Raw genomic sequence first — 24683 nt, 5'->3', positions numbered from 1 at the left:
GGTCCCGCCGCCACCCGCTCGTCGCGTGTCCGGCAGCCGTCCCGCCTCAACCGGTGCTGACCACCACCGTTTTGGCCGCCTTGTCGTGCAGGCCCTGTTTGTACGGCTTGTCGAAGAAGCTCCATCCGCCCGAGATCGCCGTCCACACGCAGGCGCAGCAGAAGGCGAACGGGACCCACAGCACCAGCGCCCGGATCAGCGCGCTCTGCACGGACGGCGTGGAGCCGTTGTCCAGGTTGGCCACCCGCAGCTTCATCAGCTTCTTGCCGAGCGTCTGTCCGTCCCTGGCGGTCATCAGGGTGTCGTACGCGATGTACAGGACGGCCGCGACGAGGGACTGCCCGAAGGACTTGCCGACCTCGATCTCCTCACCGTTCACGTTGTACTCGTCGACACCGAACGCCAGGGTGAGCAGCCAGACGACGGCGCCGACGAGGATCATGTCGATGATGCGGGCCAGGGTGCGCTTGCCGCTGTCCGCGAGCGGCGGCATTCCGGCGAGCGGATCGCCGGGGTGGTTGCCGCCGCCGTAGGGGTCACCGCCGTAGGGGCCGGAGCCTCCGCCGTAGGGGCCGCCGCCCCCGTACGGTCCCCCGCCGCCTCCGTAGGGACCGCCGCCCGGGCCCTGGCCGCCGTACGGCCCGCCGCCGTAAGGGCCTCCGCCGCCCGGGTACGGCGGGGGCTGGCCGCCGCCGGGAGGGGGTGGCTGGCTGCCGTGCGACGGGGGCTGCTTCCTGAACGGGTCGTCTTCCGGCGGCTGCTGACCGGAGCCGGGGGGCGGTTCGGTACTCATGGCCCGAGTCGACCGCGAACCCCCCGGCGCCGCATCCGGCGAGCGGCCGTCCGGAGTACCGGATCGTCAGGCGCCGTGTGCCGTCAGCCCGCGACGAAGGTGTGCGCGGCCTTGTCGTGCCAGCACTGCCGCCACGGCCTGTCGACCAGGCACCACAGCACGCCCACGACTCCCACGACCAGCAGGCCGGGCACCGAGTAGACCAGCCAGCGGCGCAGCGCGGCGCCGAACTCCGGGGCGTCGTGGCCCTCGATGTCCCGCACGTCCAGGCCCATCACCCGCTTGCCCAGCGTGCGGCCCCACTTGGCGGTGGGCAGCACCTCCAGGACGACGCCGGCCAGCAGCAGCACCGCGAGGACGATGGCGAGGTGGACCGACGTGGTGCCGTCGAGCAGCCAGACCGTGACGGTCTCACCGCTCAGCCTGGCCTCGTCGATCTTCTGGTTGACGTGGTCGATGGCCTGCGTCCCGAGCGGTACGGCGGCCACCGCGGTGACGGCGCCGAGTACGACGGTGTCCAGCAGCCGTGCCGCGAGCCGCTTGCCGAGGGGTGCCGGGCGGGCGGCCGTCTGCTGCCGGACCATCGCCTGGAACGGGTCGTCGGCCGGGGGACGCCAGGGCGTCACGGGCTGCTCGTCGCCGCCCGCGAGCTGGTGCACCTGCTGCGCCCAGGACGACTGACCGCCACCGGGGCCGCTGGTCAACGGGGTCTGGGCGGGCACCGACGGGGCGGCGGGCGGCACCGGGGCCGCCGGGGCGGCGGGCTGCGCGGGCTGCGGTGCGGGCCGGTGCGCCCCGGCGGACTGCGGCGGCACCGTCGGGGACACCTGCTGCGGGCCCGAGGGAGCGGTGGCCGGACCCTGGACACCGGCCCGCGGGGCCGCGGCACGGGCGGCTGCGGCCTGTCCGGCGGCGGACCCGGGGGCCGGGGGGCCGTCGCCCGCCGCACCGGGCGGCCCGCCCTGCTGTCCCACCCGGCGGGCGACCGCGCGGAAGGTCATCGTGCCGTCGTCGGCGCGCGCGGTGCCGGGAGCCGGGGCGCCCGCACCCGTGCCCACGGCGGTCGGACCGTCGGCCGCCGGGGCGCCCGTACCGCCGGTGCCGCCCGCGGACGCGGCCGTCGGCCTGCGGAAGACGAACGTGTTGCCCGACGCGACGCCCGCGGAGTCCTCGCCGCCGACCGCGCCCTGCGGGGACGCGGACGGGGACACGGACGGGGACGGGGACGCGGCGTCGGGAGCGGGCGTTCCGGCGCCGTGCGCCACCCGCGGATCGGCCGTCTGCGGGGAGCCCCACGACACCCGACGGTCCTGGTCGGTGCCGAAGCCGGACTGACGGGACCGATCGGCGCCCCAGGCGGACGCCGGCTCGGGTCGGCCGCCGTGCCGGGCGTCGTCGGAGGCCGGACCGTCAAGGGCCGGCTCCTCCGAGGCGGGCCCGTCGACCGGGTCCTCGTCGAAGAAGTGCGGGCCGGTCTCCTCGACGGCGGGCGGCGCCGGGCGCACCCCGGGCGGCGGGGAGAGCTGCTCGCCGTCCTTGGGCGCCGGACGACTGGTGCCCGGTACCCAGGCGGTTCCGTTCCAGTACCGGACATATCCAGGAATGGACGGGTCCGGGTAGTACCCCTCGCGGGGCGTGTCGTCACCGGGTGCCGGGGTTGGGGCGCTCATGGTCCGTCGTCCCGTATCTGCTCGGGGGTCGTCTGGGGGCCTCCACATCTATCAGACCGCTGCGACTCCCACGGCCCCTCCGGCCGTACCCACCCCTTTCCGGGCATTGCCGCACCGAAAATTCACGAGCGCCCTGCCACCGGGCGTACGTGCGGGAGGGTGCCGGAAAAAAACTTCTCCGAACCCGCGTAATGCTCCGCGCCCCGCCCGCTCTCTCCTCGTGCGGGCGCACCACAGCGGCCGCGCGAGATCCTTCGGAGAGAGGAACGCACGCCATGCACCCCACCGTGGTTGAGCGGGAGCTGGAGCTCAAGCTGGTTCTGTCGCCCGAGCGCAGCATCCCGGTCCCGGCCAGGCTGAGCTACCGCAGCGACGACCCGTACGCGATCCACATCACCTTCCACATCAACTCCGACTGCCCCGTGAACTGGACGTTCGCCCGGGAGCTGCTGGTGGAGGGGGTGTTCCGGCCGTGCGGGCACGGGGACGTGCGGGTGTGGCCGACCCAGGTCGCCGGCCGCAGCGTCGTGCTGATGGCGCTGAGCTCCCCGGACGGGGACGCCCTGCTGGAGGCCCCGACGGCGCAGGTGTCGGCCTGGCTGGAGCGCACCCTGCGGGTGGTGCCCCCGGGGTCCGAGGGCGAGCAGCTCGGCCTGGACGACGCGTTGGCCGAGCTGCTCGCCCCGACTCCCGCGGACGACCCGTGGCTGCGCGACCCGTGGCCGTCGGAGGACCTCCAGGACGGGGAGTGAGCCGGCGTCACGGGCGATGCGCCACCAGCCGGGTCAGAAGAGTTTGCCCGGGTTGAGGATGCCGAGCGGGTCGAAGGCGTGTTTCACGGCCCGCTGCATCTCCATGCCCACCGGGCCGATCTCGCGTGCCAGCCACTCCTTCTTCAGTACGCCCACGCCGTGCTCGCCGGTGATCGTGCCGCCCAGCTCCAGGCCGAGGGCCATGATCTCGTCGAAGGACTCGCGGGCGCGCCGGGACTCGTCGGGGTCCCGGGCGTCGAAGCAGACGGTCGGGTGCGTGTTGCCGTCACCGGCGTGGGCGACGACGCCGATGGTCAGCCCGTGCTTGTCGGCGATCCGCTCGACGCCCTCGATCAGGTCCCCGAGCCGGGAGCGCGGCACACACACGTCGTCGATCATCGTCACGCCGCGCACCGCCTCCAGCGCGGTGAGGGACAGCCGCCGTGCCTGGAGGAGCAGTTCGGACTCGGCCGCGTCGTCCGCGGGGACCACCTGGGTGGCTCCGGCGGCCTCGCACAGCGCGCCGACGGCGGCGAGGTCGGCGGCCGGGTCCGGGGTGTCGAACGCGGCGAGCAGCAGGGCCTCGGTGGTCTCCGGCAGGCCCATGTGGGCCAGGTCGTTGACGGCCTTGACCGTCGTGCGGTCCATCAGTTCGAGGAGTGAGGGGACGTGCCCGCCGGCCATGATCCGGCACACCGCGTCGCAGGCCTCGGCGGCCGACGCGAACTCGGCGGCCAGCACCAGTTGCTCGGGCGGCTTGGGCCGGAGCGCGAGCACGGCCCGTACGACGATGCCGAGGGAGCCCTCGGAGCCCACGAACAGCCGGGTCAGGTCGTAGCCGGCGACGCCCTTGGCGGTGCGCCGCCCGGTGGACATCAGACGGCCGTCGGCGAGCACGACGTCCAGGCCGAGGACGTACTCGGCGGTGACCCCGTACTTCACACAGCACAGGCCGCCCGAGGCCGTGCCGATGTTGCCGCCGATGGTGCACATCTCCCAGCTGGAGGGGTCCGGCGGGTAGTAGAGGCCGTGTTCGTGCACGGCGCGGGAGAGCGTGGCGTTGATGACGCCCGGCTCGACGACGGCGACGCGGTCGACCGGGTTGATCTCCAGGATGCGGTCCATCTTCGTCAGGGACAGCACGATGCAGCCGTCGGAGGCGTTGGCCGCGCCGGACAGGCCGGTGCGGGCGCCCTGCGGGACGACCGGGACGCGCAGCGCGGTGGCGGTGCGCATGACGTGCTGGACCTGTTCGACGGTGCGCGGCAGGACGACCACGGCGGGGACGCCGGCCGGGCAGAAGCTCGCCATGTCGTTGGCGTAGGCGGCGGTGACGTCGGGGTCGGTGAGGACCGCCTCGGCGGGCAGGCCGCCGAGCAGTCGGTCGACGAGGCCGCCGGTCGCTGCCGTGCCGTCCTCGGGGGGCGCTTCGATACGGCTCATGATCACAGGTTCGCACCCGGGGCCATCGGTGTGAACCCCGTCGGCGGCGGCCGTCGCCTGCCGGGGTGTGGTCGTCGTACTGGCGCACAGTGTCCGCCATGGACAAGGACGTGGAGGCGGCCCGGACGAGGCGTCCGCGGGTCCGGCGGCGGCTGCTGACCGCGTCGGTCGCGGGGTGCGTGGTCCTGGGCGGGGTGCTGACGCTGCTGCCGTGGGGCGGGTCGGCGGGCGGACCGTCCGCACCGGCGCCGGGTGCGCGGGCCCTGGCGGCGGTCACCACCGGGGTGCCGGCCGCGCTGCCCGATCTGGCGGTGCTGATCGGCGAGCGGGAGGCCCATCTGCGGGAGCATCCCGATGACGCCGAGTCGTGGGCGGTGCTGGGCGCGGCGTACGTGGAGCAGGGCCGCCGGACGGCGAATCCCGCGTACTACCCGAGGGCCGAGCGGGCGCTGCGCACCGCGCTGCGGGCGAAGGAGCCCGGGGTGGAGGCGAGGTCGCAGGCGCTGGGCGGGATGGCGGCGCTGGCGAACGCCCGGCGGGACTTTCCCGCGGGCCGTCAGTGGGCCGAGCGGGCGCGGCAGTTGGACCCGCGGCGGTGGACGGTGTACCCGCCGCTGATCGACGCCCTGAGCGGGCTCGGCGAGCACGAGGCCGCGGGCCGGGCCCTGGACCGGCTGGCGAAGCTGGGCCCGGGTCCGGCCGTGCGGGCGCGGGCCGCCGCCGTGTACCGGGACCGGGGCTGGCGGGAGGACGCGGCGGCCTCGCTGTCCGACGCGGCGGCGGACGCCGGGGCCCCGGCGGAGCGGGCGGCGTATCTGGAGCGGGCCGGGCAGCTGGCGTGGGAGCGCGGCGACCGGGAGGCCGCGCTGCGGCACTTCCAGGAAGCGGTGCGCACCGATCCGGACCAGCGGGCGGCGCAGGCCGGGCAGGGGCGGGCGCTGGCGGCGCTGGGCCGGACGACGGAGGCGCTGAGCGCGTACCGGGCGGCGCTGGCGCGGCAGCCGTCGCCGCAGTACGCGCTGGAACTGGGCGAGTTGTACGACTCGCTGCGGCTTCCGGAGGCGGCCCGGGTGCAGTACGACCTGCTGCGCGAGCGGGTGCGCGCGGCGGCGGCGGGCGGGGCCGACGAGGAGCTGGTGCTGGGGCAGTTCGAGGCCGACCACGGGGACGCGCGGGCGGCGGTACGGCGGCTGCGGGCCGAGTGGCGGCGGCAGCCGGGGGTGGCGGTGGCGGACGCGCTCGGGTGGGCGCTGCACCGGGCCGGGCGGCACGAGGAGGCGCTGCGGTTCGCGGTGCGCGCCACGGGCGGCACGCCCGGCAGCGGGGTGCGCAGCGCCCCGTACGCCTACCACCGGGGCATGATCGAGCACGCCCTGGGCCGGGAGGGTCCGGCGCGGCGGCACCTTCGGGAGGCGCTGCGGATCAACCCGTACTTCTCGCCGCTGCACGTGCCGGCGGCGAAGCGGGCGCTGGCGGAGCTGGGCGAGCCCTCCGTTTCGGGCCCGCCCGGCCGGTAGGCGGCGTCAGAGGTTGCCGCGCCGGGCCTGCTCGCGCTCGATCGCCTCGAACAGGGCCTTGAAGTTGCCCTTGCCGAAGCCCATGGAGCCGTGCCGCTCGATGAGTTCGAAGAACACGGTCGGGCGGTCCTGGACCGGCTTGGTGAAGATCTGCAGCAGGTAGCCGTCCTCGTCGCGGTCGGCGAGGATCTTCAGCTCGCGCAGCGTGTCGATCGGCACGCGCGTCTCGCCGACCCACTCGCCGAGCGTGTCGTAGTACGAGTCGGGCGTGTCCAGGAACCGCACGCCGGCCGCGCGCATCTGGCGGACGGTCTGCACGATGTCGTTGGTGTTCAGGGCGATGTGCTGGACGCCGGCGCCGCCGTAGAACTCCAGGTACTCGTCGATCTGGGACTTCTTCTTGGCGATGGCGGGCTCGTTGATCGGGAACTTGACCTTGAGCGTGCCGTCGGCCACGACCTTCGACATCAGCGCGCTGTACTCGGTCGCGATGTCGTCGCCCACGAACTCCTTCATGTTCGTGAAGCCCATGACCTTGTTGTAGAACTCCACCCACTCGTTCATGCGGCCGAGTTCGACGTTGCCCACGCAGTGGTCGATGGCCTGGAAGGAGCGCTGGGCGGGGGGCTCGACGATCGGGTCGGCGGCGACGTAGCCGGGCAGGTACGGGCCGTCGTAGCCGCGGCGCTCGACGAGGGTGTGGCGGGTCTTGCCGTAGGTGGCGATCGCGGCGAGGACGACGGTGCCGTGCTCGTCCTTCAGCTCGTACGGCTCGGCCACCGAGCGGGCGCCCTGCTCGACGGCGTACGCGTACGCGGCGCGCGCGTCGGGCACCTCGATGGCCAGGTCGATGACGCCGTCGCCGTGCTCGGCCACGTGCTCCGCGAGGAAGTGGCCCCAGGTGGTGGTGGGCTTGATGACGGAGGTGAGGACGAAGCGGGCGGAGCCGCTCTCCAACACGTAGGCGGCGGTCTCCCGGTTGCCGTTCTCCGGTCCGGAGTAGGCGACCAGCTTCATGCCGAAGGCGGTGGAGTAGTAGTGCGCGGCCTGCTTGGCGTTGCCCACGGCGAAGACGACCGCGTCCATTCCCTTGACCGGGAAGGGGTCGTCCTGCCGGGCGGTCGTGTCGGGAGTGTGGTGTGTGGTCTGCGTCATAACCGCAGGCTCTTACGCCCCCGCAAGGTGCGCAATAGTTTGCGTGTTCACTGGGCAATCTGCCCACTGTGATGCCCGCACCGGCGGGCTTTCTGTGCAGGATGACCATCCCGGAGGCGTGCATGGCGATCGATCATCTGGACGGGCGGATCATCGTGCTGCTGGCGCGGGAGCCGCGCATCGGGGTGCTGGAGATGTCCCGCCGGCTGGGGGTCGCCCGGGGCACGGTGCAGGCGCGCCTGGACCGGCTTCAGTCGAACGGAGTCATCCGCGGTTTCGGTCCCGAGGTGGACCCGGCGGCGCTCGGCTACCCGGTCACGGCGTTCGCGACGCTGCAGATCCGGCAGGGCCAAGGCCCGGACGTACGGGCCCACTTGGCGACCGTTCCCGAGGTGCTGGAGCTGCTGACCACGACCGGCACCGGGGATATGCTGTGCCGGCTGGTGGCCCGCTCGAACGCCGATCTCCAGCGGGTGATCGACCGGGTTGTCGGCTTTGATGGCATCGTCCGGGCCTCCACGACGATCGTCATGGAGAACCCCGTTCCGCTGCGGATCATCCCGCTGGTGGAACAGGCCGCGGAGGACCGGCGGCGGACCTGACGCAGGCCGTGCCTCCGGGCGCGGCCCGGAGCCGGGGGTGAGCGGATGTGAATTTCTGGGAGTACCTGAGCACCCGGCACCAGCAGCTGCTCATCGACGCCTACCAGCACGCGAGCGCCGTCTTCCAGTGCATGGTCGTGGCGACGCTGCTGGGCGTCCTGATCGGTGTCCTCACCTATCGCAGCGAGTGGGCGGGCAGCCTCGCCACGACGACCACCGCGACGATCCTGACCATCCCCTCCCTCGCCATGATCGGTCTGCTCGTCCCGGTCGTGGGCCTGGGCGTGCCGCCGACGGTGCTGGCGCTGACGCTGTACGGGCTGCTGCCGGTGGTGCGCAACGCGATCGTCGGGCTGCGCGGCGTCGACCCGACGCTGGTGGACGCGGCCCGCGGCATCGGGATGTCCCAGGTGGCCCGGCTGCTGCGCGTGGAGCTGCGGCTGGCCTGGCCGCCGATTCTGACCGGCATCCGGGTCTCGACACAGATGCTGATGGGCATCGCGGCCATCGCGGCGTACGCCTCCGGGCCCGGCCTTGGCAACGAGATCTTCCGCGGGATCGGCTCGCTGGGCAGCAAGAACGCGCTCAACCAGGTGCTCGCGGGGACCCTCGGGATCATCGTCCTGGCCCTGTTGTTCGACGCCGCGTACGTCCTCATCGGACGGCTGACCATCCCCAGGGGGATCCGTGCCTGACACGAGCACCAAGACCGGCGCCACGATCGAGCTGGAGAACCTGACCAAGCGCTACCCGGGCAGTGCGCGGCCGGCCGTCGACAGCGTCAACATGGAGATCCGCGCCGGCGAGACGGTCATCCTGGTCGGGCCGTCGGGCTGCGGGAAGTCCACCACGCTGAAGATGATCAACCGGCTGATCGAGCCGTCCGGCGGCCGGATCCGCATCGGCGGCGAGGACGTCACCGACATGGACCCGGTGAAGCTGCGCCGCAAGATCGGCTACGCGATCCAGTCGTCCGGTCTCTTCCCGCACATGACGGTCGCCCAGAACATCGCGCTGGTGCCGGGCATGCTGGGCTGGCCCAAGGCGCGCATCCGGGACCGCGTGGAGGAGATGCTGGACCTGGTCGGGCTCGACCCGGGCGAGTTCCACGGCCGCTATCCGCGTCAGCTGTCCGGCGGGCAGCAGCAGCGGGTGGGCGTGGCGCGGGCGCTGGCGGCCGATCCGCCGGTGCTGCTGATGGACGAGCCGTTCGGCGCCGTCGACCCGATCACCCGCGACCACCTCCAGGACGAGCTGATCCGGCTCCAGCGCGAGCTGCACAAGACGATCGTGTTCGTCACCCACGACTTCGACGAGGCGATCAAGATCGGCGACCGGATCGCCGTGCTGCGCGAGCGGTCGCACATCGCGCAGTTCGACACCCCGGAGGCCATCCTCACCAACCCGGCGGACGACTTCGTCTCCGGTTTCGTGGGCGCCGGGGCGGCCCTGAAGCGGCTGAACCTGACCCGCGTACGGGACGTGGAGATCACCGACTATCCGACGGTGGCCGTCGACGACCCGCTCCAGGAGATCTTCAACAAGCTGCGGGCCGGCGGCAGCAACGAGATCCTGCTGCTCGACCGGCGCGGCCGGCCCTACAAGTGGCTCCGGCGCGGCGACCTGATGCGCGCCAAGGGTTCGCTGGCGCGGGCCGGGACGCTCGTGCAGGACACGGTGACCCGGGACGCCACCCTGCGGGACGCGCTGGAGGCGGTGCTCACCGACAACGCGGGCCGGGTCGCGGTGACCGGGCGGCGCGGCGAGTACACGGGCGTCGTCGACATGGAGACGCTGATCAACTCCGTGCACGAGATGCTGGAGGCCGACCGGCTGGAGGCCATGGAGGCCCAGCACGAGTTGCAGGAGGCCAGGGCCCAGCAGACGCACTTCGAGCAGGAGGGCGTGGACGGCGGGGAGGCGAAGGCGTGAGCACCGCTTTCCGGCCCCGGCCCGAGCCCGAGCCCGAGGCGTTCCCGGACGACGACGAGTCCGCCGGCGAGCCGCGCACTCCCCCGCCGCGGCGCCCGGCCCGGCGGATCACCTGGCAGAAGCTGACGTTCCTGCCCGTGGTGCTGATCGTGGTGCTGCTGGCGACCTGGCTGTGGTTCCGGCAGGCCGACCTGGACGCGATCTCCGAGAACGCCCTGTCGAACGGGCAGGTGTCCAAGGCCCTGTGGCAGCACGTCGAACTGACGGTGATCTCCACGTTCTTCGTGCTGATCATCGCGATCCCGCTGGGCATCCTGCTGACCCGCCGCGCGTTCCGGAAGGCGACGCCGGTGGCCATGGCGTTCGCCAACACGGGCCAGGCGACCCCGGCGATCGGTCTGCTCGCGCTGCTGGTGATCTGGCTCGGCACGGGCCGGAGGGCGGCCCTGATCGGCATCATCGCGTACGCCGTCCTGCCGGTGCTGTCGAACACGATGGCGGGCCTGCGGGCGAACGACCCGACGCTGCTGGAGGCCGCGCGCGGCATCGGCATGTCCCCGCTGGGCGTGCTGACCCGCGTGGAGCTGCCGCTGGCGGTGCCGCTGATCCTGGCGGGCGTCCGTACGGCGCTGGTCCTCAACGTCGGGACGGCGACGCTGGCGACGTTCGGCGGGGGCGGCGGGCTGGGGGTGCTGATCACGACCGGCATCACCAACCAGCGGATGCCCGTGCTGATGCTCGGTTCGATTCTCACGGTCGTCCTGGCGCTGCTGGTGGACTGGCTGGCGTCGCTGGCCGAGCTGGTGCTGCGACCGCGGGGTCTGGAGGCGGCGACATGAGACGCGGGTGTCTGCTCCTGGCCGGGGTACTGCTGCTGGCGTCCGGCTGCGGACTGACGAGCGGCTCCCCGATGGTCGACGACGTCTCCCCCGGCTCGATCGGGCGCGGCGAGCCGCTGAAGGGCGTCGATCTGACGGTCACGTCGAAGGAGTTCAGCGAGCAGCTGATCCTCGGCGCGATCATGGGGATCGCCTTCGAGGCGGCCGGCGCGAACGTCCTCGACCGCACCGGCATCCAGGGCTCGATCGGCTCGCGCGAGGCGGTGAAGACGGGCGCCGCCGACGCCGACTACGAGTACACGGGCACCGGGTGGATCAACTACCTCGGCAACACCGAGCCGCTGCCGGACCCGCGCGAGCAGTGGGAGGCGGTGCGGGACGCCGACCGCGAGAACGGGGTGACGTGGCTGGAGCCGTCGCCCCTGAACAACACGTACGCCCTCGCGATGAACCAGGCGAATTTCAAGAAGTACGGCACGAAGACGCTGTCGGACGTGGCGGCGCTGGCGAAGCGGGACCCGGACGCGGTGACGCTGTGCGTGGAGAACCAGTTCGCCAACCGCGCGGACGGGCTGCCCGGCATGGCCAGGAAGTACGGCATGGACATCCCGGCGAAGAACGTCACGCAGATGGACACCGGGATCATCTACACGCAGGCCGCGAAGGGCAGTTGCACCTTCGGCGAGGTCTTCACGACCGACGGCCGCATCAAGTCGATGAACCTCGTGGTGATGGAGGACGACAAGAAGTTCTTCCCGAACTACAACGCGGCCCCGATGATCCACACGAAGACCCTGAAGAAGCACCCGGAGATCGCGGACATCCTCGCCCCCATCACGAAGAGGCTCAACAACTCGGTGGCCCGGACCCTGAACGCGAAGGTCGACGTCGAGGGCGAGGACCCGCACCAGGTGGCACTGGACTGGCTGGTGGAGGAGGGGTTCGTCAAGGAGGGGTGAGGCGCCCGGTCCTGGGTCCGGCGGCACAGGGTCTGGTGCCGCCGGGCTTCCAAAGAAACTCTTGCAGAGAAAGCTTTGCAAGACTATCTTCGCATCATGCCGGAAACCCCCAACACCCGTGTGCTCGACGCCCGTTCGCTCCGCGGGCTGGCCCATCCCCTGCGCATGCGACTGCTGACCGCGCTGCGGCGGAGCGGTCCGGCGACCGCGTCCCAACTCGCCGTGAAGCTCGGCGAGTCCAGCGGCGCCACCAGCTACCACCTGCGGCAGCTAGCCGCTCACGGCTTCGTGGCGGACGCGCCCGAGCGCGGCAAGGGCCGGGAGCGGTGGTGGCAGGCGGTCGACACCGGTGTGGAACTCGGCAGCGACCTGCTCAAGGACCCCGACCCGGAGGTGCGCGGCGCCGCCTCCCTGATCCAGCACGAGGTGGCGAACGTCCACACCATGGAGCTCGCCACCTGGCTCGGCAACCGGCAGGAGTGGTCCGACGCCTGGGTCCACGCCAGCGACCTGAGCGACTTCTCGCTCCGGCTCACACCCGAGCAGGCCGAGGACCTCGTCGCGAAGATGCACGCCCTGGTACAGAGCTACCGGACGGCGGCGGACGAGGACGCCCCGGACACCGAGACCGTACGCGTCCACACGCACGTCTTCCCCGGCCGCCGGGACTGAGAGGACCACCACCGATGCATCCCGACATCCATCTCGCCGTGTACCGCGTCCGCGCCGCCGAACTGGAGGACCACGCGGCGGCACACCGCCGGGCCGCCGCCGTCCGGCGCACCCCCGAACTGCGCGTCCGGCTCGGCTGGACACTCGTGGCGTTCGGCCTCCGCCTGGTCACCGCACCGAGGGCGGCGGCCGTGTCCTAGCAGCTGGGGACCTTGCCCCGGCCCGTCTCCAGGGAGACCAGGGAGTCGACCGCGCCCTTCAGGGTGGTGACCGGGATCAGGCGCAGGCCCTCCGGGAGCTCCGCCCGGGCGTCGCCGCACTCCGCCTTCGGGACCAGGAAGACCGTCGCCCCGTCGCGGCGGGCCGCCTGCGTCTTCAGGGCCACGCCGCCCACCGCGCCGACCGTGCCGTCCGCCTCGATCGTGCCCGTGCCGGCGATCACCCGGCCGCCCGTGAGGTCACCGCCGCTGCCGTCGCCGTCCAGCTTGTCGATGATGCCGAGGGAGAACAGCAGACCGGCGCTCGGGCCGCCGACGTCGGCGAGCTCCAGGGAGACCTTCACCTTCTCGTCGCCGAGCTTCAGATACCTCAGGGCCGCCCGCGTCGCCGCGCTCTGGGACTCCCGCATCTGCTCCTCGTTGTGCCGCTCGATCTCCTGCACGTCGCCGCCGCTCGGGTAGACCGCGTCGCGCGGCATGACCGCCCGGTCCGTCGCGAACCAGCCGTCGAGCACGTCGCCGAGCGACACGCGCGTGTCCGGGCTGGTCGCCTCGATCGTCGTCATCCGCAGCTCACCACTGGTGTCGCGGGTCGGCGCGCCCGCAATGGTGATCACCGGCTCGCCCTTGTTCTCCCCGAGCACGTCCGCCGTCATCCCGGGCTGTGCCACGGAGAACGGCAGCGGCGCGAACGCCGCCGTGGCGAGCAGAGCCACGACGGGCAGGGCACAGACGGCGACGGCCCGGGGGCGCGTGAGACGAGAGAACCGCGTGAGACGAGAGAACACGGGATCAATCTAACGTGGCGCGGAGTTCCGTCCGGGGGCGCGTCAGCGCAGGGCCTCCGCGACCTCCTTCGCCGCCTCCACGACCCGCTGGCCCACCCGTTCCGGCACCGCGTCCGCCAGCATCACCACGCCCACGCTGCCCTCGACGCCCGTGACGCCGATCAGCGGTGCCGCCGCCCCGCTGGCACCGGCCTCCAACTCCCCGTGGGTCAGCGCGTAACAGGGGTCCGGGGCGGGCTGCCTGCGGGCCAGGAGGATCGCCTTGCCCGCGGCGCCCCGGTCCAGCGGATGCCGGAAACCCGCGCGGTAGGCCACGTGGTAGTCCGTCCACGTCGGCTCGACCACCGCCACGGCCAGCGCCTCCGCGCCGTCCACCAGGGTCAGATGGGCCGTCGCCCCGATGTCCTCGGCCAGCGACCGCAGCGCCGGCATCGCGGCCTCCCGCACCAGCGGATGCACCTGGCGGCCCAGGCGCAGCACCCCCAGCCCGACCCGGGCCCGGCCGCCGAGGTCACGGCGTACCAAGGCGTGCTGTTCCAGCGTGGCGAGCAGCCGGTACACCACGGTCCGGTTGACGCCCAGTTTGTGGGAAAGCTCGGTGACGGTCAGCCCGTGGTCCGTATCGGCCAGCAACTTGAGGACGCGCAGTCCCCTGTCGAGCGTCTGGGAGGTCTCCGCGGTCACGACGCCCACTCCTTTGGTGGTGAGGTCGGCGGCACCTGTCGGCGGGGCGTCACCGAGTCCCGTCAGTGACGCGCTACAGAGGCCGCCGATCGGCTGACGGCCCGGTCCTGTCCCGGACCCAGTCGCTTCACGGCTGCGCTCCGCGGCGGCGCTGCCACGGGGCGTGTGCGTAGCGGGACAGTAGCGAGCCGGTTCGCTCAGCGGAAGGCTCCGTCCAGAATCCGGTCAGCGCGCGGTACGGACTCATTCCGTTTGTCCCGGAACATCCGGCGCGCCCGCGCACCCGTGAGCATCCCGAGCGCACGGGTGCCGCCGCGTGCGCGTGACGTCGCCGTGCTCCCGCCGTACGGGCGTCACTTCATGCGCGTGGCCCACTCCTGGACCTTGGCGATCCGCTGCCGCAGCTGGCCCGCGGTGGCCTCCGCGCTGGGCGGGCCGCCGCACACGCGCCGCAGTTCGGTGTGGATGACGCCGTGCGGCTTGCCGCTCTGGTGGACGTACGCGCCGACCATGGTGTTGAGCTGCTTGCGCAGCTCCATCAGTTCCTTGTGCGTGACGACCGGCCGCCGCTCCGCGGGCAGTTCGAGCAGGTCGGCCTCCGTGTCCGGCTTCTTGCGGCTGTGCGCGATCTGCCGGGCCTGCCGCTTCTGGAGCAGCAACTGGACCTGCTCGGGCTCCAGCAGCCCGGGGATGCCGAGGTAGTCCTGCTCCTCCTCGCTGCCGGGGTGGGCCTGCATGCCGAACTCGGCGCCGTTGTACATGACCCGGTCGAAGACGGCGTCCGACTCCAGCGCCTCGAAGGGCAGCATGTCCTGCTCGCCGGTGTCCTCGTCCTGCTCCCGGTTCGCCTCCTCCATCTCCTTCTCGGACTCGGCGTACGGGTCCTCCTCGCCCTCCTTCTTGGGCTTGTCGAGGACGTGGTCGCGCTCGCGCTCCATCTCGTTGGCGAAGGAGAGCAGGTCCGGGATGGTGGGCAGGAACACGGACGCGGTCTCGCCGCGCCGCCGGGAACGCACGAAACGGCCGACGGCCTGCGCGAAGAACAGCGGCGTCGAAATCGTCGTGGCGTACACGCCGACCGCCAGACGCGGCACGTCGACGCCCTCGGACACCATGCGGACGGCGACCATCCAGCGGTCGGTGCTCTCGCTGAACTCGTCGATCCGCTTCGAGGCGCCGGTGTCGTCCGACAGCACGAGGGTGGCCCGGTGGCCGGTGATGTCGCGGATGAGCTTGGCGTACGCGCGCGCGGAGTCCTGGTCGGAGGCGATGACGAGCGCCCCGGCGTCCGGCACGGCCTTCCTGACCTCGGTGAGCCGCTGGTCCGCGGCGCGCAGCACGGCCGGCATCCAGTCGCCGCGCGGGTCGAGCGCGGTGCGCCAGGCCTGGCTGACGGCGTCCTTGGTCATCGGCTCGCCGAGCCGGGCCTCGATCTCGTCGCCGGCCTTGGTCCGCCAGCGCATGTTGCCGCTGTAGGACAGGAAGATGACCGGGCGCACGACGCCGTCCGCGAGGGCGGAACCGTAGCCGTACGTGTAGTCGGCGGCCGACCGCCGGATCCCGTCGTTGCCCTCCTCGTACGTCACGAAGGGGATGGGGTTGGTGTCCGACCGGAACGGCGTACCCGTCAGGGCGAGCCTGCGGGTGGCGGGCTCGAAGGCCTCCAGGCAGGCCTCGCCCCAGGACTTGGAGTCACCGGCGTGGTGGATCTCGTCCAGGATCACCAGGGTCTTGCGCTGCTCGACGCGGTTGCGGTGCAGCATCGGGCGCACGCCGACACCGGCGTACGTGACGGCGACCCCGTCGTACTCCTTGCCGAGCGGCCCCGCGCTGTACTCGGGGTCCAGCTTGATCCCTATGCGCGCGGCGGCCTCCGCCCACTGCTTCTTCAGGTGCTCGGTCGGCGCGACCACGGTCACCTGCTGCACGACGTGGTGGTGCAGCAGCCAGGACGCCAGCGTCAGCGCGAAGGTCGTCTTGCCGGCGCCGGGAGTGGCGACCGCGAGGAAGTCGCGGGGCTGCTCCTGGATGTACTTCTCCATCGCGCCCTGCTGCCAGGCACGCAGCTTGCTGGCGGTGCCCCATGGCGCACGGCCGGGGAAGGCCGGCGACAGGTGGTGCGAGTGAGAGGCAGAACTGGAGCTGGCGGTGGTAGTCACGGTCTCCGTGGAGGGGGTCGACTGCTCGGCTACGTATGACAACCGGGCCACCCTACCGGCGGCCGGACGTCGCCCCGCGCGGACAAGCCCGGGTCCGGCCCGGGTGGGACTCACGTCACAGCCGTACGCTCCCGCCCCACGGCGCTCACCGGGCCCGCACCCGCGTCGTCACCCACGCCCCCACCAGCGCCACCGCCGCCATCGGCAGGAACACCGCCGCGAAGGCCGCCGGGTGGGAGGCGCCCGCGTCCGCGGCCGTGGTGGTCGCGTGCGACACCGTGCCGCCGCCCAGCGCGGCGAACGCGGCGCCGCCCGTGGCCAGCAGGACGACGTTGGACAGGCCGTCGGAGATCTGCAGGGCGGCGGAGTTGGTGCCGGCCTCCTCCGGGGCGGACAGCTGCAGCAGGAGCACGCTGGTGGAGGAGATCACCAGGCCCATGCCGAAGCAGCCGAACGCCCAGGCGACCGCCACCGTCCACGCGGGCACCGCGTCGATCAGGACACTCGGCGCCGCGGCGATGGCCGCCGCCACGAGGAGCATGCCCAGCGTCATCAGCCGCTCCCGGTACGGCTCGACCCGCGCGCGGGACTGCAGCCACGAGCCCAGCGCCCATGTCGCGCCGCCCGCCGCCAGCGAGAACCCGGCCAGCGTCGGGCTGAGGCCGCGCTGCGTGACCAGCATCAGCGGTACGAACGACTCGGCCGCGATGAACGACCCCGCGGCGATCCCGCGCAGCAGCACCACGGACGGCAGCCCGCGCGCCGCCCGGTACGTGCCCCTCGGCAGCAGCCCGCGGACCGCCGGGACCAGCAGCGCGGCCCCCGCGACGCCCGGCAGCAGCGACGCCCACCGCAGGTCCTGCGCCGCGTACTGGAGCAGTCCGGCGCCCAGCGAGATGCCGAGGGCGAGACGGATGCGGCGCCCACCGACGGAGGCCCGCCCCTTGCCGGTGCCGGGCTCCTCCACCGGGCCGGCCGCCCGGCGCCGGATCTGCGGCAGCGCGAGCGCCAGCGGGAACACCACCAGCGCCGGGATGCCGAGGAACACCCAGCGCCAGCCGAGGTGTTCGGTCACCGCGCCCGACGCCAGCGGACCGACGATCGACGGCACGATCCAGCCCGCCGCGAACGCCGCCATGATCGCCGGCCGCAGCCGCTCCGGATAGGCCCGCCCGACGACGACGTACAGCGCGACGATCACCAGCCCGCCGCCCAGGCCCTGGACCGCCCGGCCGAGGATGAACAGCCACATCGCCGTCGCCGTCCCCGACAGCAGCAGCCCGGCGGCGAACGCGGCGATGCCCGCCGTCAGCGGCCCGAGCGGCCCGCGCCGGTCCGCCCACTGGCCGGCCAGCACCATCCCGAACAGGCTCGTCGTGAAGTACCCCGAGAACGCGAACGCGTACAGCGAGACCCCGTCGAGCTCACGTGCCGCGACCGGCATCGCCGTGCCGACGGCCGTGGCCTCGAAGGCGATCAGCAGGACGACGGAGACGATGCCGATGCTCAGCGCCCGGTAGGAGCGGCTCAGCACGGTCCCGGCCCGCCCGGTGGCCGGGTCGCGGTCGGGGGCGGCGACATCGGTGTCGCGCGGTTCGAGGGCACTCATGGTCGCCAGGGTAAGGGCCAAGTCCTCCTTTGACCCCTGTCGGGAGACGGGACGGGTCTACGCTCTTGGACCTACGTCCGCCGGGCCCGCCCGTCGCCCGCCACGGCCCTTCATGAACGGCCTGTGGCAGTCCTGAACGGCGTGTGGCAGTCGCGTTGCGGCACCCGGTTCCCGCGCGCCCCGCCTCTCGCGGGCCATACGGTCAGGTCGTCGACACGGCCGTGTGCCCGAGTGGTTGGGGGACCCGCCTGCGCCGTGTCCGGCAGCGGGCTCCGCTCGCCGGGAGTTACGCGGGTTCGATTCCCGCCACGGCCTCCAGCAGCGCCCTGTGCAGCAGCCACAGGGTGAAGGCCAGGGTCGAGACGTCCGTGCTCAGCGGGTGCAGGGCGCCCTCCGGCTCGGTCCATCTCAGGAGCGTGCCCGTCGTGCCGTCGAGGACCAGGCTGGAGCCTTCCTCGGCGAGGCCGCCGAGGCGTATCAGGCGCTCGGCGCCCACCGGGAGGCGGACCGGCCGGAAGTACGCCGCGTCGTCCTCCGCGTACTCCTCCAGGGTCGGCAGCGGCGCGTCCGTGTCCAGGGTGAACGGGAAGGCCTCCTCGGGCAGGCCCGTCTCCCGCAGGAAGCGCCGCGTCGGCTCGTGGGTCAGCGCCGCCGGGAAGTCGACGTCCTCGAAGTGGACGACGCGGCCCCGGCCGAACTCCCGGTCCAGCAGCCCGGCCGGCAGGTCGAGGGCGAGCCCCGACTCCGCGCCCGTGCCCGCCGCCAGCGCCAGGAGCCGGACCAGCGCCGTCATCCGCCGGTACGGCGACCGCTCCACCAGCGTGCGTATGTCGGCGCGCTCGCCGCACGGAGTGAACAGGCCCTGCCCGCCCGCCGGTCGGCCCGTCGCCGTCGCGAAACGCACCAGCGTCACCAGCGACGGCGCGGCCCCGCGCAGTCCCGGCAGCCGCACCAGCCGCCCCTGTCCGGCACCCTGCTCAAGATCCGTCCCCGCCGTCGTGATCGCCACCCCGCTCATCGCTCCCCCGTGCTTACGTGCCCCGTGCCCCGCCCGTTCAAGGGACGGCCGCCCACCCCCGACGGGCGGCCGTCCCACTGCCCAGAACACTAGCCGCCACCACTGACAACGGCCCCGGAATTCCGCCCGGCCCCAGCGCGGCGCCCGGCAGGGGGCACCGGCGTCCCGCACGGTCGCGGCATCCCGCGCCACAGGGCGGCTGCCTCGGTGAGCGACGCGATGCGGCGGCCGAAGGCCACCCCGGCGGACAGCCCTGCCTTACTGGCCCGTCACCACCGCCGCCTGCGGGCGGATCGGGAGGCGGTTGACCGGGCGGCCCGTCGCCGCCCGTACCGCCGACGCGATGGCCGCCGGGGACGTCACGACCGGTACCGCGCTGACCGCCTTCGCGCCGAACGGCGCGACCACGTCCCGTTCCTCGACCAGCTTGACGATCCGGATGTCCGGCGCGTCCAGGGCCGTCGGCAGGGCGTACCCGGTCAGGTCGGGATGGCGGACCAGGCCGCGCGGTGTGCGGAGGTTCTCGGTGAGGGCGATGCCCACGCCCTGCGTGACGCCGCCCTCGATGCGCGCGGTCAGCTGGGCCGGGTTCAGCACCCGCCCCACGTCCTGCGCGACGGCCAGTTCCACGACGCGGACCGAGCCGATCTCGACGTCGACGTCCACGACCGCGCGGATCGCGCAGAAGGACATGCCGACGAACGCGTCGCCCTGCCCGGAGTCGTCCAGCGGTTCGGTCGGATGCGGGCGGCACTGGGCCGTCGCCCACAGTTCCTTGCCGTCCATCGCCTCCGTGACCGTCGTCGACAGGACCCCGTCGTACGACGTGATCTTGCCGTCGGTGATCTGCAACAGCTCCGTGGACATGCCGAACTTGTGGGCCAGCGGCTGGAGGAGCTGGGTGCGGACCATCTTCGCCGCGCGCTCCACCGCACCGCCCGACACCCATGTGTGCCGGCCGCGGCAGCCCGCGCCGGCCGGCGGCTGGTCGGTGTCGACCGGTGCCACGTGGACCTCGTCGATGCCGAGCGTCTCCTGCACGATCTGCCGGGCGAGCGTGCTGAAGCCCTGGCCGGTCTCGACCGCCGAGCACAGCACCGTCGCGACGCCGTCCTGCACCTTCACGGTCGCCGTGGACACCTCGTCGGCGCCCTCCGCGCCGAGCATGTGCACCATGCCGAGCCCGTAGCCCACGCCCCGGCGCACCGCGCCCGGATCACCGGCGCCCTCGGGGCCGCCGGGCAGCAGCCACTCGTCCTCGGCGTCGTCCTTGGGCAGCGGCGGCAGCGGCTCGTCCCGTACGGCCTGGAGCAGCTCCGCGACCGGTGCCGGGCACGTCACCGTCTGGCCGGTCGGCAGCACGTCGCCCGTGGCCATCACGTTGCGCAGGCGCAGTTCCGCCGGGTCGACGCCCAGCTTCTTGGCGAGCTTGTCCATCTGCGCCTCGTAGGCGGCGCACACCTGCATCGCGCCCTCGCCGCGCACATGTCCTGACGGGGGGTTGTTGGTGCGGACGGCCCAGCCCTCGATGAAGGCGTTGGGCACGACGTACGGGCCGCAGGCGAACGCCACGGCGGCGGCCAGCGCGTCCGAGGACGTGTCGGCGTACGCGCCCGCGTCGAGCAGGATCTGCGCCTCGACCTTGACCAGCTTGCCCTGGGCGTCGGCGTGGTGGCGGTAGCGCAGCAGCGTGGGGTGCCGGTGGATGTGGCCGAGGAAGGACTCCTCGCGCGTGGCGGCGAGTTTCACCGGGCAGCCGGTCTTCAGCGCGAGCAGGCCGAGGGCGAGCTGGAAGCCCTGGTCCTCGCGGTCGGAGGTGGCGCCGGGCACGCCGGTGACGACGACCTTGACGCGCTCGGGTTCGAGGGCGAACGCGGCGGCGGCCGTGTCCCGGTCGGTGTGCGGGTCGGTGGAGGCGAGGTACAGCTCCACGCCCCCGTCGGGGCGCGGTACGGCGAGGCCCGCCTCGGCGCCGATGGGCGCGGGGTCCTGGCGGCCGATGCGGTACAGGCCCTCGACGACGACGTCGCCGGCGGCCTCGGGGTCGCCGTGCCGCAGCGGGATGTGCCGGATCAGGTTGCCGTCCGGGTGCAGCGGCTCGGCCTCGAAGGCCTGCTCCGGGTCGGTCACCGGGTCGAGCAGCTCGTACTCGACGGTGACGGCGGCGGCGGCCATCCGCGCGGTGTCCGGGTGGTCGGCGGCGACGGCCGCGATGGGTTCGCCGTGGTGCCGTACGACCTCGGAGGCGAACACCGGGCGGTCGGCCTTGCCGCGGCCGTACAGCGGGGCGCCGGGCACGTCCTCGTGCGTGACGACGGCCCGGACGCCGGGCATCTCACGCGCGTGCGTGGTGTCGATGGAGACGATGCGCGCGCGTGCGTGCGGCGAGCGGAGCACCGCGCCCCACAGCAGGCCCTCGGCCCACAGGTCGGCGGCGTACGGGAAGGTGCCCTCCGTCTTGGCGCGCGCGTCCGACGCCGGGAGCGAGGCGCCGAGGCCGTGCGGGATCGGCTCGGACTCCGGGGGCGCCTCCGGGGCCTGCGCGGCCTGCGCGGTGGCGGTCTCGTTGCTCACGCGTGGCCTCCGTCCTGGCCGTGGGACTGGTCGTGCGGGCCGCCCCGGCCCGGCGGTTCGGGGCCGCCGAAGGCCGTGGTGTTGACGCCGCCGGCGCCCGGGCCCGCCTGGTGCGGGATGCGTGCCCCGTCGGCGTCGGCCTCGGACGCGTCGCCCGCGCGGTGCGCCTCGCGCTCGGCGACGACCTCCTTGACGGCGTCCACGACGCCCCGGTAGCCGGAGCAGCGGCACAGGTTGCCGCACAGCGCCTGACGGGTCTCCAGTTCGGTCGGGGCGGGGTTGCCCTCCAGCAGGTCGTGCACGGTCATCGCCATGCCGGGCACGCAGAAGCCGCACTGCACCGCGCCGCACCGGGCGAGCGCCCGCTGCACGTCCGAGGGCTGTCCGTCGGAGGCCAGGCCCTCGACCGTACGGACCTCGCTGCCGGCCGCGGTGACGCCCGGGACCAGGCAGGAGGCGACGAGCCGGCCGTCGACCTGCACGTTGCAGGCGCCGCACTCGCCCTGCGAGCAGCCGTCCTTGGCGCCCGCGAGACCGAGCCGTTCGCGCAGCACGTACAGCAGCGACTCGCCGATCCAGGCGTCGTTGACGGGCCGGTCGGTGCCGTTGACGCGCAGCACGTAGGAGGCGAGCGGGTGGTCCTCGTTGCGTGCGGTCGCGGGCTGCCCGGCGGCGTCCGCGGCCTCGTCGTCGGCCGCGGTGCCGTCCTGGGGCGCCGGCTCGCCGGGCGTCTCGGAACCGGCGGGCGTGGCGGCCTCGTCGGCGGCCTCGGAAGCGCCGTCGGCCTCGTCGGCTCCGGCGGACTCCTCGGCGGCCTCAGCGGGGCTCTCCGCCGCCTCGTCGGGGCCGCCCTGCGCGTCCTCGGGGACCTCACCGGCACCGGGGGCGGGCGGTGAGGGCTCCGGCTCGGGCTGCTCGGCGGACGGCTCGGCCCCGTACGCGTCGGCCGGGTGCTGCGACCGCTCCCCGGCGGAGGTGTCCTGCCCGGCGTACCGCTCGCCGGTGTGCTGGGCGTTGGGGTCGCCCGCGTGCTGCCCGGCGTAGTGCTCGCCCGCGTGCTGAGCGGCAGGGTCCTCCCCCGCGTGCTGAGCGGCAGGGTCGCCCGCGTGCCGGCCTGCGGTGTGGTCTCCCGCGTGCTGCCCGGCGTACTGCTCCCCCGCGTGCTGCTGAGCGGTGGGGTCCTCCGCGTGCTGCTCGGCGGGGAGGTCGTCCGCGTACTGCTCGGCGGCGTGCTGCCGGCCGGCGTCGGCTCCCGCGTGCTGCGGTGCGTGCTCCGCGGGAGCGTGCTGCTGCGCGGTGTGGTCGCCGGTGTCCTGCCGCGCGTGCTCGGCGGGCGCCGACTGCTGCTGCACGGGCGCGTGCTCGTGCTCGTGCTCGAAATCGTGTTCGTACTCGGGCATCGGCTGCCGGCCGAGCCCGTCCGGGTCGTGCCCATACTGCTCGCCCTGCCCGGCGTACGGTCCGTTCTGCTCCGCTTCCGGCAGGTGCGGCGGCATGTGCCGGGCGGCCGGGTCGGGTTCGCCGTACGGCTGCCCGGCCGCCGGGTGTCCGTGGCCGTGACCGTGTCCGTGGCCGTGACCGGTCGCCGGGCCCTGGCCGTAGTCCGCGGGCCGCTCGGCCGTCTCCGGGCCCCACGGCTCGCCGATCGACTGCGTGGCCCACGGCGCGGCGGCGCCGCCGGGCAGGGTCGGCGGCGGGGTGCCGCCCCACTGCTCGACCAGCGCCGACGTGGTGAACTCGCCCGACTCGTCCGGCAGGTCGCCCCCGGCGACGGGGATGGACCACTGCCCGGTGACGTCGTGCCCGGGGGCGGGCTGGTGCTGTCCCTCGTGGTGCGCGGCCTCGGCTACCCCGCCGTCCTGGAACTCCCACTGCCCACTGGCCCCGGACTGGTAGGTGAACCGGTCGTCGCCTGCCGTGTCCCGGCCCGCCGCGTTCGGGTCGTGCCACTGGGCGCCGTCGACCGGCGCGCCGGCGACCGGCCAGGTGGCCGCGGGGTCGGTGCCGGCGGTGGTGGCGGGCGCGACCGTTATCTGCGGCGGCACATACCCGTGGCCGGGCGCGGCGAGCGGGCTGTCCGAGGAGGCCAGGAGGGCGTCGATGCCGCCCTCGGGGAGTTCCACGAAGGCTGTGGCGCCGTCGTCGTAGTCGCCCTGGGGCAGCGGGTCCCAACGGCCCCCGCCCTGGGGCGTGCCCTCTCCGTGCTGGTCGTCGGTCACGTCAGCGCCCTCCCCAGTGCTCGTCGGGCCAGCGCGGCGACGGTGCGCCGCAGGTGCAGTACGGCGGGCGGCAGCTGCGGCACGGAGCCGTCCTCGGCGGGGCCCGGGTCGGGGATGCAGGCCGCGGCGACGTACTCGCCGAAGGCGCCCAGCGCCTCGGGCACGATCGCGCGGTTGTTGTCCCAGTCGATGAGCTGCGCGACCCAGTTCTCGGCCTCCAGGGGCCGCAGCGGCATCGGCGCTATGGCGCCGACGGCGCAGCGCACGCCGCGCCGGGCCGGGTCGAGGACCAGCGCGACGGACGCGACGGCCCGCCCGGGGCCGGTGCGTCCGGTCGCCTTGAGGAAGACCTGCGGCGCGTGCAGCAGCGGCACGCGGACGTACCCGATGAGTTCACCGGCGCGCAACATGTCCATGCCGGCCAGCAGGTGCGACACCGGGAGTTCACGGCGGGCGCCGTCCGGACCCGCGATGACCAGCGTCGCCTCCAGCGCGGCGAGGACCGGCAGCGCGTCGCCGGTGGGGGCGGCCGAGGCGATGTTGCCGCCGAGGGTGCCCGCGTTGCGGATCTGCGGCGGGCCGGCGGCGCGCGCGGCGGCGGCGAGCGCCGGGATGAGCGCGGCGAAGTCGGGACGGCCCATGCGCGCGTGCGTGAGGCCGGCGCCGAGCAGCGCGTGGCCGTCCTGGTACTGCCAGCCGCGGATTTCGCTGATGCGGCCGAGGCCGACCAGCGCGGCGGGCCTGAGCTGCCCGGAGTTCACCGCGGCCATGAGATCGGTACCGCCCGCGACGGGTACGGCGGCGGGCATGGCGGTGAGGGCCGCCACGGCCTCGTCCAGCGTCGTGGGCAGCGTGACGGCCTGCGCCGTCTGCGGTGCGTGCGTGGTCAAACCGGCTGCCCCTTCCCGCTGCCCTGATCCCACCTTTGTTGGCCGTACGGTACGTGCCGACAGGGCGGACGTGGCAACTCTGGCACATCTTCGCAGGGCAAGAACGCGGGGGTCCGCTAGGAGGCGTTCGCCCACCTCACTGCGGGGATCGCCCGATTTGGCCGGGCATCGCCGGTGCGCTCGAATTGGC

At 73.6% G+C, this 24683-nt stretch carries 21 protein-coding genes and 1 tRNA gene; 10 read left to right on the top strand and 12 right to left on the bottom strand.

Annotation, left to right across the window (positions count from 1 at the left end; translation table 11 throughout):
* Positions 1-46: 46 nt before the first annotated feature.
* Both QC282_RS27880 and QC282_RS27875 read right to left on the bottom strand, forming a co-directional pair.
* Positions 47-793 carry an RDD family protein gene (locus tag QC282_RS27880; RefSeq protein ID WP_279552344.1) on the bottom strand — a complete coding sequence of 249 codons (747 nt, stop codon included), beginning with the start codon at positions 791-793 and terminating at the stop codon, positions 47-49.
* A gap of 83 nt (positions 794-876) precedes the next feature.
* Positions 877-2463, bottom strand: coding sequence for an RDD family protein (locus tag QC282_RS27875; protein WP_279552343.1), 1587 nt, complete (start codon positions 2461-2463; stop codon positions 877-879).
* A gap of 275 nt (positions 2464-2738) precedes the next feature.
* On the opposite strand from QC282_RS27875, the gene QC282_RS27870 reads away from it, so the two are divergent.
* Entirely contained in the window at positions 2739-3215 is a 477-nt protein-coding gene (locus QC282_RS27870) for an SsgA family sporulation/cell division regulator (protein WP_279552342.1), read from the top strand.
* Between the two features lie 33 nt (positions 3216-3248).
* Here QC282_RS27870 and QC282_RS27865 read toward each other — a convergent pair whose 3' ends face one another.
* Positions 3249-4664 carry an FAD-binding oxidoreductase gene (locus tag QC282_RS27865; RefSeq protein WP_279552341.1) on the bottom strand — a complete coding sequence of 472 codons (1416 nt, stop codon included), beginning with the start codon at positions 4662-4664 and terminating at the stop codon, positions 3249-3251.
* A 92-nt stretch (positions 4665-4756) separates the two neighbouring features.
* On the opposite strand from QC282_RS27865, the gene QC282_RS27860 reads away from it, so the two are divergent.
* Positions 4757-6175, top strand: coding sequence for a lipopolysaccharide assembly protein LapB (locus tag QC282_RS27860; protein ID WP_279552340.1), 1419 nt, complete (start codon positions 4757-4759; stop codon positions 6173-6175).
* 6 nt (positions 6176-6181) lie between these two features.
* Here the strand turns inward: QC282_RS27860 and hppD are convergent, their stop codons facing one another.
* Entirely contained in the window at positions 6182-7330 is a 1149-nt protein-coding gene (gene hppD, locus QC282_RS27855; RefSeq protein WP_279552339.1) for a 4-hydroxyphenylpyruvate dioxygenase, read from the bottom strand.
* Between the two features lie 122 nt (positions 7331-7452).
* Here hppD and QC282_RS27850 point away from each other — a divergent pair, with 122 nt between their 5' ends.
* The 7 genes from QC282_RS27850 to QC282_RS27820 all read left to right on the top strand — a co-directional run bounded on the left by QC282_RS27850 (position 7453) and on the right by QC282_RS27820 (position 12534).
* The gene (locus tag QC282_RS27850; protein ID WP_279552338.1) at positions 7453-7932 is read left to right on the top strand and encodes an Lrp/AsnC family transcriptional regulator; all 480 of its coding nucleotides are present in this window, start codon (positions 7453-7455) and stop codon (positions 7930-7932) included.
* Between the two features lie 47 nt (positions 7933-7979).
* Entirely contained in the window at positions 7980-8627 is a 648-nt protein-coding gene (locus QC282_RS27845) for an ABC transporter permease (RefSeq protein WP_279552337.1), read from the top strand.
* Positions 8620-9864, top strand: coding sequence for a betaine/proline/choline family ABC transporter ATP-binding protein (locus QC282_RS27840; RefSeq protein WP_279552336.1), 1245 nt, complete (start codon positions 8620-8622; stop codon positions 9862-9864). The genes QC282_RS27845 and QC282_RS27840 overlap by 8 nt, the downstream gene beginning before the upstream one ends.
* Entirely contained in the window at positions 9861-10703 is an 843-nt protein-coding gene (locus QC282_RS27835; protein ID WP_279552335.1) for an ABC transporter permease, read from the top strand. Before QC282_RS27840 ends, QC282_RS27835 begins: the two co-directional genes overlap by 4 nt.
* Positions 10700-11662, top strand: coding sequence for a glycine betaine ABC transporter substrate-binding protein (locus tag QC282_RS27830; RefSeq protein WP_279552334.1), 963 nt, complete (start codon positions 10700-10702; stop codon positions 11660-11662). Before QC282_RS27835 ends, QC282_RS27830 begins: the two co-directional genes overlap by 4 nt.
* A 96-nt stretch (positions 11663-11758) precedes the next feature.
* Positions 11759-12334, top strand: coding sequence for a helix-turn-helix domain-containing protein (locus tag QC282_RS27825; RefSeq protein ID WP_279552333.1), 576 nt, complete (start codon positions 11759-11761; stop codon positions 12332-12334).
* Between the two features lie 14 nt (positions 12335-12348).
* Positions 12349-12534: a hypothetical protein gene (locus tag QC282_RS27820; RefSeq protein WP_279552332.1), complete on the top strand. Its 186-nt coding sequence runs from the start codon at positions 12349-12351 to the stop codon at positions 12532-12534.
* Here the strand turns inward: QC282_RS27820 and QC282_RS27815 are convergent.
* The 4 genes from QC282_RS27815 to QC282_RS27800 all read right to left on the bottom strand — a co-directional run bounded on the left by QC282_RS27815 (position 12531) and on the right by QC282_RS27800 (position 17792).
* Positions 12531-13268 carry a S16 family serine protease gene (locus tag QC282_RS27815; protein ID WP_279552331.1) on the bottom strand — a complete coding sequence of 246 codons (738 nt, stop codon included), beginning with the start codon at positions 13266-13268 and terminating at the stop codon, positions 12531-12533. The genes QC282_RS27820 and QC282_RS27815 overlap by 4 nt on opposite strands.
* 114 nt (positions 13269-13382) lie before the next feature.
* Complete coding sequence (locus QC282_RS27810) at positions 13383-14024, bottom strand: IclR family transcriptional regulator (RefSeq protein ID WP_279552330.1); 642 nt, start codon at positions 14022-14024, stop codon at positions 13383-13385.
* Positions 14025-14377: 353 nt separating this feature from the next.
* A complete protein-coding gene (locus QC282_RS27805) occupies positions 14378-16183 on the bottom strand; it encodes a DEAD/DEAH box helicase (protein ID WP_279552329.1) in 1806 nt (601 codons plus the stop codon).
* A 145-nt stretch (positions 16184-16328) separates the two neighbouring features.
* Positions 16329-17792 carry an MFS transporter gene (locus QC282_RS27800; RefSeq protein ID WP_279552328.1) on the bottom strand — a complete coding sequence of 488 codons (1464 nt, stop codon included), beginning with the start codon at positions 17790-17792 and terminating at the stop codon, positions 16329-16331.
* A 217-nt stretch (positions 17793-18009) separates the two neighbouring features.
* Here QC282_RS27800 and QC282_RS27795 point away from each other — a divergent pair.
* Positions 18010-18110 (top strand) — tRNA-OTHER (locus tag QC282_RS27795).
* Here the strand turns inward: QC282_RS27795 and QC282_RS27790 are convergent.
* The 4 genes from QC282_RS27790 to QC282_RS27775 form a co-directional block, all read right to left on the bottom strand.
* The gene (locus tag QC282_RS27790) at positions 18079-18801 is read right to left on the bottom strand and encodes an SUKH-4 family immunity protein (RefSeq protein ID WP_336621092.1); all 723 of its coding nucleotides are present in this window, start codon (positions 18799-18801) and stop codon (positions 18079-18081) included. The genes QC282_RS27795 and QC282_RS27790 overlap by 32 nt on opposite strands.
* 267 nt (positions 18802-19068) lie before the next feature.
* A complete protein-coding gene (locus QC282_RS27785; protein WP_279552327.1) occupies positions 19069-21384 on the bottom strand; it encodes a xanthine dehydrogenase family protein molybdopterin-binding subunit in 2316 nt (771 codons plus the stop codon).
* On the bottom strand, positions 21381-23603 hold the full coding sequence (locus QC282_RS27780) for a 2Fe-2S iron-sulfur cluster-binding protein (protein WP_279552326.1): 2223 nt from the start codon (positions 23601-23603) through the stop codon (positions 21381-21383). The genes QC282_RS27785 and QC282_RS27780 overlap by 4 nt, the downstream gene beginning before the upstream one ends.
* Complete coding sequence (locus QC282_RS27775; protein WP_279552325.1) at positions 23600-24493, bottom strand: FAD binding domain-containing protein; 894 nt, start codon at positions 24491-24493, stop codon at positions 23600-23602. The genes QC282_RS27780 and QC282_RS27775 overlap by 4 nt, the downstream gene beginning before the upstream one ends.
* Positions 24494-24683: the final 190 nt, after the last annotated feature.

It is taken from the genome of Streptomyces sp. DH24 (genome assembly GCF_029813775.1).
GTDB lineage: Bacteria > Actinomycetota > Actinomycetes > Streptomycetales > Streptomycetaceae > Streptomyces.
The sequence above is the reverse complement of the archived record's forward strand: the minus strand, read 5'-3'. Positions and strand labels throughout refer to the sequence as shown.

Bases quoted from the DNA above. Each gene is read 5' to 3' on its own strand.
- QC282_RS27880 (WP_279552344.1), bottom strand. From the start codon at position 793: ATGAGTACCGAACCGCCCCCCGGCTCCGGTCAGCAGCCGCCGGAAGAC.
- QC282_RS27875 (WP_279552343.1), bottom strand. From the start codon at position 2,463: ATGAGCGCCCCAACCCCGGCACCCGGTGACGACACGCCCCGCGAGGGG.
- QC282_RS27870 (WP_279552342.1), top strand. From the start codon at position 2,739: ATGCACCCCACCGTGGTTGAGCGGGAGCTGGAGCTCAAGCTGGTTCTG.
- QC282_RS27860 (WP_279552340.1), top strand. From the start codon at position 4,757: ATGGACAAGGACGTGGAGGCGGCCCGGACGAGGCGTCCGCGGGTCCGG.
- hppD (WP_279552339.1), bottom strand. From the start codon at position 7,330: ATGACGCAGACCACACACCACACTCCCGACACGACCGCCCGGCAGGAC.
- QC282_RS27850 (WP_279552338.1), top strand. From the start codon at position 7,453: ATGGCGATCGATCATCTGGACGGGCGGATCATCGTGCTGCTGGCGCGG.
- QC282_RS27830 (WP_279552334.1), top strand. From the start codon at position 10,700: ATGAGACGCGGGTGTCTGCTCCTGGCCGGGGTACTGCTGCTGGCGTCC.
- QC282_RS27825 (WP_279552333.1), top strand. From the start codon at position 11,759: ATGCCGGAAACCCCCAACACCCGTGTGCTCGACGCCCGTTCGCTCCGC.
- QC282_RS27820 (WP_279552332.1), top strand. From the start codon at position 12,349: ATGCATCCCGACATCCATCTCGCCGTGTACCGCGTCCGCGCCGCCGAA.
- QC282_RS27800 (WP_279552328.1), bottom strand. From the start codon at position 17,792: ATGAGTGCCCTCGAACCGCGCGACACCGATGTCGCCGCCCCCGACCGC.